13 protein-coding genes are annotated in these 12,765 nt (G+C 37.8%); 7 read left to right on the forward strand and 6 right to left on the reverse strand.

The window, feature by feature from the left end:
* Positions 1-4: 4 nt before the first annotated feature.
* From B3C16_RS13095 to B3C16_RS13110, 4 genes are all read right to left on the reverse strand, one after another.
* Positions 5-355 carry a cytochrome-c peroxidase gene (locus B3C16_RS13095; protein ID WP_291132469.1) on the reverse strand — a complete coding sequence of 117 codons (351 nt, stop codon included), beginning with the start codon at positions 353-355 and terminating at the stop codon, positions 5-7.
* 75 nt (positions 356-430) lie between these two features.
* Positions 431-1,186, reverse strand: a complete 756-nt coding sequence (locus B3C16_RS13100; RefSeq protein ID WP_291132472.1) for a cytochrome-c peroxidase — start codon at positions 1,184-1,186, stop codon at positions 431-433.
* Entirely contained in the window at positions 1,183-1,923 is a 741-nt protein-coding gene (gene rsmI / locus B3C16_RS13105; RefSeq protein WP_291132475.1) for a 16S rRNA (cytidine(1402)-2'-O)-methyltransferase, read from the reverse strand. The genes B3C16_RS13100 and rsmI overlap by 4 nt, the downstream gene beginning before the upstream one ends.
* 83 nt (positions 1,924-2,006) lie before the next feature.
* Positions 2,007-2,948 carry a hypothetical protein gene (locus B3C16_RS13110; protein WP_291132478.1) on the reverse strand — a complete coding sequence of 314 codons (942 nt, stop codon included), beginning with the start codon at positions 2,946-2,948 and terminating at the stop codon, positions 2,007-2,009.
* A gap of 200 nt (positions 2,949-3,148) precedes the next feature.
* On the opposite strand from B3C16_RS13110, the gene B3C16_RS13115 reads away from it, so the two are divergent.
* The 6 genes from B3C16_RS13115 to B3C16_RS13140 all read left to right on the forward strand — a co-directional run bounded on the left by B3C16_RS13115 (position 3,149) and on the right by B3C16_RS13140 (position 10,667).
* Positions 3,149-3,769: a thymidine kinase gene (locus B3C16_RS13115; protein ID WP_291132481.1), complete on the forward strand. Its 621-nt coding sequence runs from the start codon at positions 3,149-3,151 to the stop codon at positions 3,767-3,769.
* A 4-nt stretch (positions 3,770-3,773) separates the two neighbouring features.
* Positions 3,774-6,218 (forward strand): bifunctional UDP-N-acetylmuramoyl-tripeptide:D-alanyl-D-alanine ligase/alanine racemase, encoded by a 2,445-nt coding sequence (locus tag B3C16_RS13120; protein WP_291132484.1) that lies wholly within the window; start codon positions 3,774-3,776, stop codon positions 6,216-6,218.
* Between the two features lie 73 nt (positions 6,219-6,291).
* A complete protein-coding gene (gene mscL / locus B3C16_RS13125; RefSeq protein WP_121312024.1) occupies positions 6,292-6,708 on the forward strand; it encodes a large conductance mechanosensitive channel protein MscL in 417 nt (138 codons plus the stop codon).
* Between the two features lie 253 nt (positions 6,709-6,961).
* Entirely contained in the window at positions 6,962-7,951 is a 990-nt protein-coding gene (locus B3C16_RS13130; RefSeq protein ID WP_291132488.1) for an aspartate-semialdehyde dehydrogenase, read from the forward strand.
* 93 nt (positions 7,952-8,044) lie between these two features.
* Entirely contained in the window at positions 8,045-8,398 is a 354-nt protein-coding gene (locus B3C16_RS13135) for a hypothetical protein (RefSeq protein WP_121312026.1), read from the forward strand.
* A 61-nt stretch (positions 8,399-8,459) separates the two neighbouring features.
* The gene (locus tag B3C16_RS13140) at positions 8,460-10,667 is read left to right on the forward strand and encodes a TonB-dependent receptor (RefSeq protein ID WP_291132492.1); all 2,208 of its coding nucleotides are present in this window, start codon (positions 8,460-8,462) and stop codon (positions 10,665-10,667) included.
* Positions 10,668-10,700: 33 nt separating this feature from the next.
* On the opposite strand, the gene B3C16_RS13145 is transcribed toward B3C16_RS13140, so the two are convergent.
* Entirely contained in the window at positions 10,701-11,501 is an 801-nt protein-coding gene (locus B3C16_RS13145) for a TIGR00266 family protein (RefSeq protein ID WP_121312028.1), read from the reverse strand.
* Positions 11,502-11,685: 184 nt separating this feature from the next.
* On the opposite strand from B3C16_RS13145, the gene B3C16_RS13150 reads away from it, so the two are divergent.
* Positions 11,686-12,030 carry a DoxX protein gene (locus tag B3C16_RS13150; protein ID WP_291132497.1) on the forward strand — a complete coding sequence of 115 codons (345 nt, stop codon included), beginning with the start codon at positions 11,686-11,688 and terminating at the stop codon, positions 12,028-12,030.
* A gap of 51 nt (positions 12,031-12,081) precedes the next feature.
* Here the strand turns inward: B3C16_RS13150 and mtgA are convergent, their stop codons facing one another.
* On the reverse strand, positions 12,082-12,762 hold the full coding sequence (gene mtgA / locus B3C16_RS13155; RefSeq protein ID WP_121312030.1) for a monofunctional biosynthetic peptidoglycan transglycosylase: 681 nt from the start codon (positions 12,760-12,762) through the stop codon (positions 12,082-12,084).
* Positions 12,763-12,765 lie beyond the last annotated feature (3 nt).

Here is a 12,765-nt window from a genome sequence, read left to right on the forward strand (position 1 = left end):
TTCGCTAAAGATGCTGATTGATAAAAGGATCAGCCCATTTTTCATTATTCAAAATATTCGGATCGGTCAACGTTCTCAGAAAAGCAACCAAAGCCTCTTTTTGTGCCTCAGTCAAATTAAGCTGTTGCGGACTGCCATCCGAACCTTTTAAAAACGGCGATAAATTCGGGTGATTTTTTACACCGCTATTGTAATGTTCAACAACTTGTTGCAAAGTCTGAAAACGACCATCATGCATGTAAGGGCTTCCTAAAGCTATGTTTTTTAAGGTCGGGATTTTAAAAGCACCTTTTAAACTGCTATTCGTCGGAAAAGTTTCAAAAGCCCCAAAATCATTGGTCGAAATTACATCCAATCCATTGTTTTTTGGTCCCGAGTTGACGCTTACAAAAGCTTCTGTGGCATGACAATTAACACAACCTGCGCCACCTTAGGCAACCGGTTTTAAAAAAAGTTCTTTGCCTAAATTCTCTGCGTCAGTAAAATTTGGAAATGGTGTTAGTCTTGTAGCTACTTGCGCTCTTCCTTCATCATATTTACTTTGGGAACTGACGATGCTTCTGATGAATTGTGACAAGGCTTTGGCAATTCTTTCGTTAGTTATATTTCCTGAACCAAATGCGCCCAAAAACAAATTACTATAAAAAGGACGTTCAGAAACTCTTTGAATAATTTCAGTTTCAGTTAAGCCCATTTCGTTATGGTCTACAATCGGTTGCAAAACTTGTTCTTCCAAAGTAGCTGCTCGTTCATCCCAAAAAAAACGGCCACGCACATAATACCTTTGGTTGACTAACGTAATCGAATGTCTTCTGGTTGGGGCAAAATTAAACCCAAGACTAAGCACGGGAGAATCGGTAAAAGCCAAATTCTGACGGTGACAACTAGCACATGCAACCGTTTTATTTCGACTCAAATTTACATCATAAAAAAGCACTCTTCCCAAAGTCGCTCCGCCATCTGTAATCGGATTGTCTTCCGGAGTATTGTCGATTCCGTTGATGGAACTGGGCAAAACGCCACCGTCATTGGTGGTAAAATGCGACGGTAAATTTAGATTGGAATAGTTATAAGGCGTTTCGGGTAAAGCAATAATAGCAGCAGGCGTGATCGGAGCATATTTACTGTCTTCTGAACAAGAAGTACAGAAGAGAAATACAATTGCTATAGCCAAAACTCTTATCATTCTTCGCTTTTATTAGCGTTGCTCCGTTCGCCTTTGGCTCGTGTGCCTCGGGTCTTTTCTTTTTCAGAAATATTACCGCCAACTACCGCTACGATTTCTCCTTTTGGTGGTTTGGTTTCAAAATGCTTCAAAACCTCAGCGGCTGTTCCTCGGATGGTTTCTTCATGTAATTTTGATAATTCTCTGGAAACGGAAACCGGTCTATCTGCTCCAAAATACTGAACAAATTCTGCTAAAGTTTTGACCAATTTATGTGGAGAAACATAAAAAATCATCGTTCTGTTTTCCTCGGCTAGTGCTAAATATCGGGTTTGACGACCTTTTTTCTCGGGCAAAAAACCTTCGAAAACGAATCGGTCATTGGGCAAACCGCTATTGACCAAAGCCGGTACAAAAGCCGTAGCGCCGGGCAAACAATCCACTTCAATATTATTTTCCACACAAGCTCTTGTCAATAAAAATCCGGGATCTGAAATTGCAGGCGTTCCGGCATCGCTAATCAAAGCAATACTTTCTCCGGCTTGCAAACGCTTCACCAAACTCTCCACGGTTTTATGTTCGTTATGCATGTGGTGACTGTGCATGTGCGTCGAAATTTCGAAATGCTTAAGCAATTTTCCGCTCGTGCGTGTGTCTTCGGCCAAAATCAAATCGACTTCTTTCAAAACTTTTATCGCTCTGAAAGTCATGTCTTCTAAGTTGCCGATTGGCGTTGGAACGATGTATAATTTTGACATAGAATTGAGCTAAACACAGATTTCACAAATTTTCACAGATTCAATTTGTGCTAATTTGTGAAATCTGTGTTTTTATAAATTTTTTAAGCAAATTTTTTCTCCACAACCTCCATAAATCGCTCGATATAATCTTCTTTGCCAACCCAATAATTATAATCAGGAATGACCATTTCATTTAGAAAATCTTTGGCTTCTGCTAAATTATCAAAAGTATTTAATTGCGAAATCACGCGGTTAAAATCTTCATTGCTTCCGGCAAAAAGATTATTGACAAAAGCTACCCTGTCGTTCAATCCGATTTCCATGGTTTTACCAAAAGATGTATTTATGGAAGTCGATTTAGGTTCGGATATTTCTTTGGTTTCGGTCACTGCTTCTTTCACCAGTTCGCTATCGCTCGAGTCTGAAGAAAAAAGCGAAACTTCATTCGGCTTTACAAAAATCGGGTCGACATAGTTTTCGCCCAATAAATCTTCTAAAGCTACATGCTTGGTTCCGGGTTTTACTTCTGAAGCTGTCTCAGCCGGTTCGATTTGTTCCGCCAGTTCGCTGTCGCTCTGGTCTTCTTCATCGTCTTCAGCCAATTCAAATATAGGCTTGAAAACCGGTTCTTCTTTGGTATCAGGTTCGTTTTCGGCTACTACATCTTCCATTTGTTCTTCCGAAACAGGTTCAACGGCTTCTTCGATTTCTTCCTCTGAAACAATCTCAGCTTCTTCTTCAGTGGCTACAACAGTTTCAGGTTCTGCTTGTATTTCAACAGCTGGCTCTTCAACTTGTTTTACTTCCAAAACTACTTCTTGTGGCGTTTCTTCCTGTAAATGTTGCTCTAGTTTTCCTTCCAAAACTGCAGCTTGAACATCGTTTTTAACCGATTCAAAATTGTCTTGATAAAACTTTAAAACGGTTAATGTCTCGTATAATTTTTGGGTTTCTTTATACAATTGATCTACTTCCGATTTGTTTTTCAGTTTCAAAATTCGGTGGGCAATGCTGATTAATTCGGATTCTAATCTTTTTTTCATCTTTTGGAAATTATAGGAAATACGCTTGTATCTTTTTTATTAATTTTCTTCCGTTGCATTTATTTAACCTCGGGAAGAAGTAACGGTAATTAAAATTTTTCTACATTTGAATCGACGTAAAAATAGAAAAAAATGATGTCGGTTTGTTTTCGTTACAAAGTAATAAAAACTATTCATTTTTAGCGCAAGAAAAATACAAAATGTTTCTCGAAAATACAGTAAATCATAAAGAACAATTTGGTTGGATTGAAGTCATCTGCGGATCGATGTTTTCGGGCAAAACGGAAGAACTCATTCGCCGATTAAAAAGGGCTCAATTTGCCAAACAAAAAGTCGAAATCTTCAAACCTTCCATCGATACGCGCTACGATGAAGAGATGGTTGTTTCCCATAACAAAAACGAAATTCGCTCAACTCCGGTTCCGGCGGCTGCCAACATTCGAATTTTGGCACAAGGCTGTGATGTCGTAGGCATTGACGAAGCGCAGTTTTTTGATGACGAAATTGTTGCGGTTTGCAATGATTTAGCCAATTCCGGAATACGCGTAATTGTAGCGGGATTGGATATGGACTTTAAAGGCAATCCTTTTGGACCAATGCCTGCTTTGATGGCAACCGCAGAATATGTAACCAAAGTACACGCCGTTTGTACCCGAACGGGAAATTTAGCGCATTATAGTTTTAGAAAAAATGACAATGAAAAATTGGTCATGCTTGGCGAAACCGAAGAGTATGAACCTTTGAGTCGCGCTGCTTATTTCAATGCCATGCGTGAAAACATGGTGGTAAAAGACGCCGAAAACCTATCTAAAGAAGAATAACTCCTTGACACTAACCCTACGAAATATCATTCCCATCATCAAGGCCAATTGGATCGGCCAAAATGATGTAGCCATTATTGATGCGGTTTCTATTGACAGTCGCTCATTGCAAAATGGCGAGAACACTTTGTTTTTTGCAATTACCGGACCGAATAATGATGGCCATTCCTATATTGAGGAATTGATTGAAAAAGGCGTAAAGCATTTTGTCGTTACTCAAATTCCTGAGAATGTAACCGGAAAAGCCAACTTTTTAGTGGTGGAGAACACTTTGGAAGCGTTGCAAAAATTGGCGGCGTATTACCGAAGTTTATTCGAATTTCCTATCATCGGAATTACCGGAAGTAACGGCAAAACCATTATCAAAGAATGGTTAAATTTCCTTTTGAGTCCGGATTACAACATTATTCGAAGTCCGAAAAGTTACAACTCGCAAGTTGGCGTTCCGTTGTCAATTTTGGGCATCAATGAAAAACACAATCTCGGAATTTTTGAAGCCGGTATTTCCACGATAAATGAAATGGAAAAACTCCAGAAAATTATTCGCCCGACAATTGGAATCTTATCAAATATAGGTTCGGCGCACGACGAAGGATTTCCGAGTGTTGCAGAAAAAATTAAAGAAAAATTAAAGTTATTTACTTCGGTCAATGTTTTGATTTTAAATAAAAACAAAACCATCAATGCCTTTGTCAATCCGAAGATTAAAACATTCAGTTGGTGTTCCGATGATAAAAGTGCGGATGTTTATATTACCAAAAAAAATATCGGCGATTTAACCGAATTGCAAGTTACTTACAAAGAAGATACTTTCCCGATTATCATTCCGTTTCAAGACCAAGCTTCGGTAGAAAATGCGATTCACTGCATGATGGTGATGTTGTATTTTGGCTACAATCACAAAGTCATTCAGACTCGAATGGCGCAATTGTATCCGGTGGAAATGCGTCTGAAAGTCAAAAACGGAATTTACAATTGTACGATTATCGATGACAGTTACAGTTCTGATTTTCAGTCGTTGAAGATTGCTTTAGACTTTTTGGAACACCAAAAACAACACAAAAAGAAAACCATAATTCTCTCCGATATTTTCCAAAGCGGATTGAACAATGAAGAACTATATTCTCAAGTTTCGCAATTGATTATTTCAAATAAAATCACTCGTGTGATTGGTATTGGCGAAACCATTTCGCAGTATAAAAGCAAATTTATCAATAGTGTTGCTTTTAACGATGTAGCCGAATTTGCAGATGCATTTGACCGATTGAATTTTGAAAACGAAACCATATTGGTTAAAGGCGCTCGCGATTTTCACTTTGAAGAAATCGTCTCGATGTTGGAAGAGAAAACCCATGAAACTGTTTTAGAAATCAACTTAAACGCGATTAGTTATAACTTAAATTTCTTCAAATCAAAATTGGCTCCCAAAACCAAAATGATGGTCATGGTGAAAGCTTTTGGCTATGGAAATGGCGGTTTTGAGATTGCTAAATTGTTGGAACACCACAAAATCGATTATCTTGGTGTGGCTTTCGCCGATGAAGGAATTTCACTAAAAAGTGCCGGGATTACTGTTCCGATTATGGTGATGAATCCCGAGACGACTAGTTTTTCGGCTATTATTCAGCACAACTTAGAACCGGAGATTTATTCGATTAAAGGTTTGAAAGCTTTTCTGAAAATTGCGGAACAAAAAAAACTAAAAAGCTTCCCGATTCATATTAAAATTGACACCGGAATGCATCGTTTGGGCTTTGAAGAAGAAAATTTATCCGAATTGATTTCCATCCTAAAAGGCAACGAAACGGTTCAAATTAAAAGTGTTTTGTCACACATGGCAACGAGTGATGATTTGAAACACGATGCTTTTGCTCAATCACAGATTGCATTGTTTGAAAAATTGTCGGCTCAATTGCTTTCAGCATTAAACATCAAACCGATTCGGCATATTTTAAACACTTCGGGCATATCCAATTATCCCGATGCGCAATACGACATGGTTCGCTTAGGTATTGGTTTGTATGGGATTTCAAACGATGAAGAAGAACAAAAGTACTTAGAGAATGTCGGCACTTTAAAATCCGTCATTTCCCAAATCAGAACGATTGACCAAGGCGAAAGCGTGGGTTACGGGCGAAGATTTATGGCAGATGACGCAACTAAAATCGCTACGATTCCTATTGGTTACGCCGATGGCATTCGCAGAAGTTGGGGCAATGGCGTTGGTTATGTTGTTATCAATAACAAACAAGCCAAAATTGTTGGTAGTATTTGTATGGACATGCTAATGGTTGATGTGACTAGCATTGATTGTAAAGAAGGCAACTCGGTGATTATTTTTGGGGAAAACCCTTCCGTAAATCACATGGCCAAACAATTGAATACTATTCCCTATGAAATTCTGACCAGTATTTCACAACGCGTTAAACGTGTCTTTTTCAGAGAATAATTTTAAAAATTTGTGAATCGTTTAGAAAATTAGTTAATTTAGTATCACTATAACCAATTAAAACAAAAGAATTATGGGATTTTTTAGCGATTTCAAAGCGTCTTTAATGAAAGGCGATGTATTGAGTTTAGCAACTGCAGTTGTTATCGGTGGAGCTTTCGGGAAAATTGTAGGTTCAGCTGTTGACGATGTTATTATGCCAATTGTTGGTTTATTAACCGGCGGCATTGACTTTACAACCAAATTCATTACTTTGGATGGTAACAGTTATGAAAGCTTAGCTAAAGCCAAAGAAGCCGGCGCTGCTGTAATTACATACGGTAATCTGGTACAAGCCACTATCAATTTTATCATTATTGCGTTGTTTATTTTTATTATTCTTCGTGCTGCTGAAAGAATGAAGAAAAAAGAAGAAATAGCTCCGGCTGCACCTGCAGGACCAACTCAGGAAGAATTACTTACTCAAATCAGAGATTTATTGAAAAAATAATACCGCTACATTATATATTCTAAATTTATCCTGAATTCATTTCAGGACTAAACCGCTCCTTAATTGGGGCGGTTTTTCTTTTTGGCAAATCGTCTTTCACCAATCGTAAATCCTTCAAAAACAATCCAAAAATTAAGAAAAGAAAACCTATTTTGCTTTCAGAATTCAGTAATTTTTATACTAAAAACTAAAGTAGAAGCTATTTTCTGTATACTTTTGCACATTGAAATCTTAACCCTTTAAAAATTAGAATATGAAAGTTGCTGTAGTAGGCGCAACCGGTATGGTTGGCGAAGTGATGCTTCAAGTTTTGGCTGAAAGAAATTTTCCGGTTACGGAATTAATCCCTGTCGCTTCTGAGAAATCAGTAGGTAAGGAAATTGAATTTAAGGGTAAGAAATATAAAGTAGTGGGTTTACAAACAGCAGTTGACATGAAGGCTGATATCGCTTTATTTTCGGCAGGTGGCGAAACTTCATTAGCTTGGGCGCCAAAATTTGCTGAAGCCGGAACAACCGTAATCGATAACTCTTCCGCTTGGAGAATGGATCCAACTAAAAAATTAGTAGTTCCTGAAATCAACGCTTCTGAGTTAACAGCAGCTGACAAAATTATTGCAAACCCAAACTGCTCTACCATTCAAATGGTAATGGTTTTGGCACCATTGCATAAAAAATACAATATCAAACGTGTGATTGTTTCTACTTACCAATCTATTACAGGAACCGGTGTGAAAGCAGTGCAACAATTGGAAAATGAATACGCCGGCATCAAAGGAGAAATGGCTTACAAATACCAAATTCACCGCAATGCGATTCCACAATGCGACAGTTTTGAAGAGAATGGCTATACCAAAGAAGAAATGAAATTGGTTCGCGAAACGCAAAAAATTATCGGCGATAAAACTATTGCAGTTACTGCAACAGCGATTAGAATTCCGGTTGTTGGCGGTCATAGTGAAGCCGTAAATGTTGAATTTTCCAATGATTTTGATGTGAACGACATTCGTACTATTTTACACAATACCGATGGCGTAACCGTACAAGATAACAACGACACTTATACTTATCCAATGCCTTTGTACGCACAAGGAAAAGACGATGTATTTGTAGGCAGAATTCGCCGTGATGAAAGTCAGCCGAACTCCTTAAACATGTGGATTGTAGCAGACAACTTGAGAAAAGGTGCTGCAACGAATACCGTTCAGATTGCTGAATATTTGGTAGCCAATAATTTAGTGTAATTTACACTTCTCAATAATCCGTTTTATTTTACAAATCCTAAAGTTTGTTAAAATCGGGCGGATTTTCTTTGGCAATGCTTTACATTTGTAGCGATGAAAAGAAAACTACTTTTAACTAATGCGTTGATGGGATTGATGATATTGTTCGCAATATTCTTTCAGTCAGTTCACTCTTTTGAGCATTTGGCAAAACAATTTTCCGAAAAAAAATGTCATCATATTTACCACAATCATAAAACCGAAGTTACCCATGGTCATGACGGTTTAGAAAAGTGTTTTGTTTGTGAATTTGCCTTTAGTAGTTATACTCCAACACCTATAAAATCTTTTGAATTCAGAAAAACAGAAGTCCCAACTTCCTATACTTTTTCTTATTCTAAAGAAATTACCCAGAAATTTCGAGGTTCCCTTTTTTCGCTACGCGGACCGCCATATTTTATTGTATAAATAGCTTTTTTCAAGACCAAATCCCTTTGGTCTATTATTTATTTACAATAAACTATCCATTATGAAATTACTATATCTAATCCTAACTTTAGGATTATCACTCGTTGCTACGGCACAAAATAAAATCAGCGGAACGGTTTCCGACAAAGACAATAAACCCTTATCGAATGTCATCGTTTCAATTCCGGAAATTCACAAAGAAACCATGACCAGCGAAAGTGGAAATTACACTTTAAACAATTTACCAACCGGTAATTTTAAAATTGTTTTTTCCAGCATTGGTTTTACTTCACAAACCATTTCAGTTGTTATTTCTCCCCAAGAAATTACACAGAATATTACTTTAGAAGAAAGCATCACGCACATGGATGAAGTCATTGTATCGACTGCTTTTAACAAATTACAATCGCAAAACGTAATGAAAGTCGAGCACCAAAATGTAAAAGCTTTACAACAAAAAGGTGCCGCAACTTTAATCGAAGGTTTGGCTACCATTCCCGGCGTTTCACAAGTTTCCACCGGAACTTCTATCGGAAAACCGGTGATTCGTGGTTTGAGCGGCAATCGCGTTTTGGTTTATACCCAAGGCGTTCGTTTGGAAAACCAACAATTTGGAGCAGAACACGGTTTAGGTTTGAACGATGCCGGTGTCGAAAGTGTGGAAGTCATTAAAGGTCCGGCCTCGTTGCTTTATGGTTCGGATGCGCTTGGCGGCGTTTTGTATTTTAATCCGGAGAAATTTGCCAACACTGGAGATTTTAAAGCCGATTTTGGTCAAAGAGTTTTTTCGAATACTTTAGGAAGCAATACTACTTTGGGGCTAAAAACTTCGAGTGAACATTGGAAATTTTTAGTCCGTGGTAACTATAATTCGCACGCTGATTACAAAATCGGAGATGGTGATCGAGTAACCAATACTCGATTTAATGAGACTGATCTGAAGGCCGGAATTGGTTACAACAATTCGAATTTTTCATCGGTATTGCGTTATAATTTCAACAAACTGAATTTGGGTATACCCGAAGAAGGAATCGCTGAACAATCTACCAGTAGAAACATTCTTTATCCAAAACAAGGCGTGGACAATCATATCCTTAGCTTGCATAATACTTTGTATTTCAAAAACTCAAAATTGGATGCCGACTTAGGTTATATTTTCAATGACCGAAGCGAATTTGAAGATTCTAATGTCCCCGTTTTGCATATGAAATTGAAAACTTTCAATTACGATGTGAAATATTATTTGCCAAAATTAGGCAAGATTGAAACCATCGTTGGCGTTCAAGGAATGAATCAAACCAATACGAATTTTGGAGAAGAGCTTTTAATTCCGGATGCCCTAACCAACGACTTTGGTATTTTTGGAACCGCCAACTACGAATGGAAAAGCAATGTAATCCAAGCCGGATTGCGTTTTGACAACCGAAATGTCACTACGGAAAACCACGGCATTATTGGCGAAGAAGGTTATTTTGAAGCCATCGACAAAAGCTTTGACAGTTTCAATGCTTCTTTGGGCTATAAAACGGATTTGGCCAAAAATTTCACGATGCGTTTAAATATTGCTTCCGGTTTCCGTGCGCCGAATTTAGCCGAATTGACTTCAAATGGTGTGCATGAAGGCAGCAATCGCTACGAAATTGGTAACGCCAATTTAAAAAACGAACAAAACTTGCAAACCGATTTAAATTTGGAATACAAAAGCTCGCACTTTGAATTGTTTGTCAATGGATTTTACAACCACATCAATGATTACATCTTTATTTCGCCTAATGGCAACGTAATTGACGGCAATAATGTTTATGATTATGTTCAAGCCAACGCTCGATTATACGGTGGTGAAACCGGTATTCACTTCCATCCGCATCCTTTAGATTGGTTGCATTTATACAGCAGCTTCGAAACGGTTATCGGCGAAAAAGATAATGGTGACCATCTTCCTTTGATCCCGGCGAACAAATGGAACAACACTTTCCGTGGTGAGTTTGAAGTTAAAAACTGGTGGAAAGAAGGTTTTGCTGCTATCAATATCGAAAGTACTTTGGCGCAAAACAATGCCGGTGAATTTGAAACCAAAACCGATGATTACACCCTAATTAATTTGAGTGTAGGCGGAAAAATAATTTTAGGCAAAACCAATTTCAATGTAAATCTGAATGCTAACAATCTGTTTGACAAAGCTTATGTCTCTCATTTGTCAAGACTAAAAGCGGATGGCATTCCGAATATTGGTCGGAATATTGTCTTCGGTATTAATTTTATGATTTAAAAAAAGCGTCCCGAAATTGGGACGCTTTTTTATTTAAAATCTATTATCTCCGTCTATCATTCGCCCTAAACCACCGAGTAGACTTCCTTCTTCTCTTCCGCTGCCGCCACTTTTGGGCGCCGAAGCGATGATTCTGTCAGCCAAACGGCTAAATGGCAATGATTGCACATAAACAGTTCCCGGTCCGCGAAGCGTGGCAAAAAACAATCCTTCTCCGCCAAAAATAGAATTTTTAATGCCGCCTATAAATTCGATATCATAATCTACATCTTTAGTAAATCCAACGATACAACCGGTGTCAACTTTTAAAATTTCTCCTGATGCCAATTCTTTTTTAGCTAAAGTTCCTCCGCTGTGCACGAAAGCCATTCCGTCGCCTTCAATTTTTTGCATGATGAAACCTTCTCCACCGAAAAGTCCGCGCCCTAATTTCTTAGAAAATTCAATTCCAACCGCTACGCCTTTGGCTGCGCAAAGAAAAGAATCCTTTTGACAGATGAACTTGCCTTGAAATTGGGTTAAATCAATCGGGATAATTTTTCCGGGATAGGGTGAAGCGAAGCAAACTTTGCTTTTGGAACTATTCTGATTGATATAGGCTGTCATAAAAAGGCTTTCTCCGGTCAGTACTCTTTTTCCGGCTGACAATAATTTATCAAATAAACCCGATTGTTGTTGGGTTCCATCTCCGAAAATGGTTTCCATTTGAATACCGTTATCCATCATCATAAAACTGCCGGCTTCGGCTACTACAATTTCCTGCGGATCGAGTTCTATTTCTACATATTGCATTTCTTCACCATAAATATGGTAATCTATTTCATGAGCTTGCATAGTGAGTGTTTTTTTAAGTTGTAATGATTAGTAAAATTATTTTAAAAAATGTTACAGTATCGGTTAAAATTCAAACAATATTAACAAACACCATCAATCTGTTAATAAATTGGTATTTTTAATATCATAACTATAATATTTTAATGTTATTTTTACCATATCTCTAATTCAAAACGGTCTACTTATGAATTCAATGTTTACTAAAATTGTTCGAATAGCTTTAGGTTTGGCACTTGTTGTTTTTGGAGCCAACAAATTGTTTAACTTCATTCCGATGGAAGCGCCAACAGGATTACCGGGTTACATATTTTCTGCTGTCGGTCTTTTGGAAGTATTTATTGGACTTATGTTATTGATGAAAAAATGGGTTGCTTTTGCCTTAGTGTTATTAGCGCCTATTTCTATTAACATATTGTTGTTCCATATGTTTTTAGCCATTTCCGGATTGCCTGTGGCGTTAGTCATTTTAGCATTCAACGCTATTTTGATTTATAAGCATTGGCCACAATACAAACCGCTTTTTTACTAAAGGATTTTGAATATAAAAATGAAAAAGCCGACTATAACTAGTCGGCTTTTTTTAATATTCTATTTTCCCGATGTGTCGCATATTGCGCATAATTCTGTCTTTTCTTCGCTCAATATAAGAAGACGAATTAGTTGCTTTGTATTTTCTTGGATTGGGCAAAATGGCTGCGATTCCAGCCGCTTCTCTTTTGGTTAAATTAATGGCTTTACTTCTGTACCAAACGCGCGCCGCTTCTTCTGCACCATAAACTCCGTTACCCATTTCAATGCTGTTCAGGTAGACTTCCATGATGCGTTCTTTGCCCCAAATGAGTTCGATTAAAACCGTAAAATAAGCTTCTAATCCTTTTCGAAGATAACTTCTGCCTTGCCAAAGGAAAACATTTTTAGCAGTTTGTTGCGATATGGTGCTACCGCCTTTTAGCTTTTTCCCTTTTTGATTGTTCTTGAAGGCTTTTTGCATCGCAGCAAAATCGAAACCGCTGTGTTTTAAGAAATTTCCATCTTCACTGGCTATTACTGCTTTTTGAAGATTCGGCGAAATTTCCTCTAATGGAACCCAATCGTGACTGAGCACGGCATCGTTTCCGTCAATCTTGTTTTCGATGGCACGGGTAATCATCAAAGGCGTAATCGGAACAGGCACCCATTTAAAAATAATTACAGTAAGTATCGAAAGTCCTAAAAACCAAAGGAATGCTTTCCAAAGCCAACGGGAAATTTTTCTTATCATATT

Source organism: Flavobacterium sp. UBA7682 (assembly GCF_002482945.1).
Taxonomy (GTDB): Bacteria; Bacteroidota; Bacteroidia; order Flavobacteriales; family Flavobacteriaceae; genus Flavobacterium.

Coding starts and splice junctions, on each gene's coding strand:
- rsmI (WP_291132475.1), bottom strand. CDS start 1,923: ATGTCAAAATTATACATCGTTCCAACGCCAATCGGCAACTTAGAAGAC.
- B3C16_RS13150 (WP_291132497.1), top strand. CDS start 11,686: ATGAATTCAATGTTTACTAAAATTGTTCGAATAGCTTTAGGTTTGGCA.
- B3C16_RS13115 (WP_291132481.1), top strand. CDS start 3,149: ATGTTTCTCGAAAATACAGTAAATCATAAAGAACAATTTGGTTGGATT.
- B3C16_RS13110 (WP_291132478.1), bottom strand. CDS start 2,948: ATGAAAAAAAGATTAGAATCCGAATTAATCAGCATTGCCCACCGAATT.
- B3C16_RS13135 (WP_121312026.1), top strand. CDS start 8,045: ATGAAAAGAAAACTACTTTTAACTAATGCGTTGATGGGATTGATGATA.
- B3C16_RS13145 (WP_121312028.1), bottom strand. CDS start 11,501: ATGCAAGCTCATGAAATAGATTACCATATTTATGGTGAAGAAATGCAA.
- mscL (WP_121312024.1), top strand. CDS start 6,292: ATGGGATTTTTTAGCGATTTCAAAGCGTCTTTAATGAAAGGCGATGTA.
- B3C16_RS13140 (WP_291132492.1), top strand. CDS start 8,460: ATGAAATTACTATATCTAATCCTAACTTTAGGATTATCACTCGTTGCT.
- B3C16_RS13100 (WP_291132472.1), bottom strand. CDS start 1,186: ATGATAAGAGTTTTGGCTATAGCAATTGTATTTCTCTTCTGTACTTCT.
- B3C16_RS13130 (WP_291132488.1), top strand. CDS start 6,962: ATGAAAGTTGCTGTAGTAGGCGCAACCGGTATGGTTGGCGAAGTGATG.
- mtgA (WP_121312030.1), bottom strand. CDS start 12,762: ATGATAAGAAAAATTTCCCGTTGGCTTTGGAAAGCATTCCTTTGGTTT.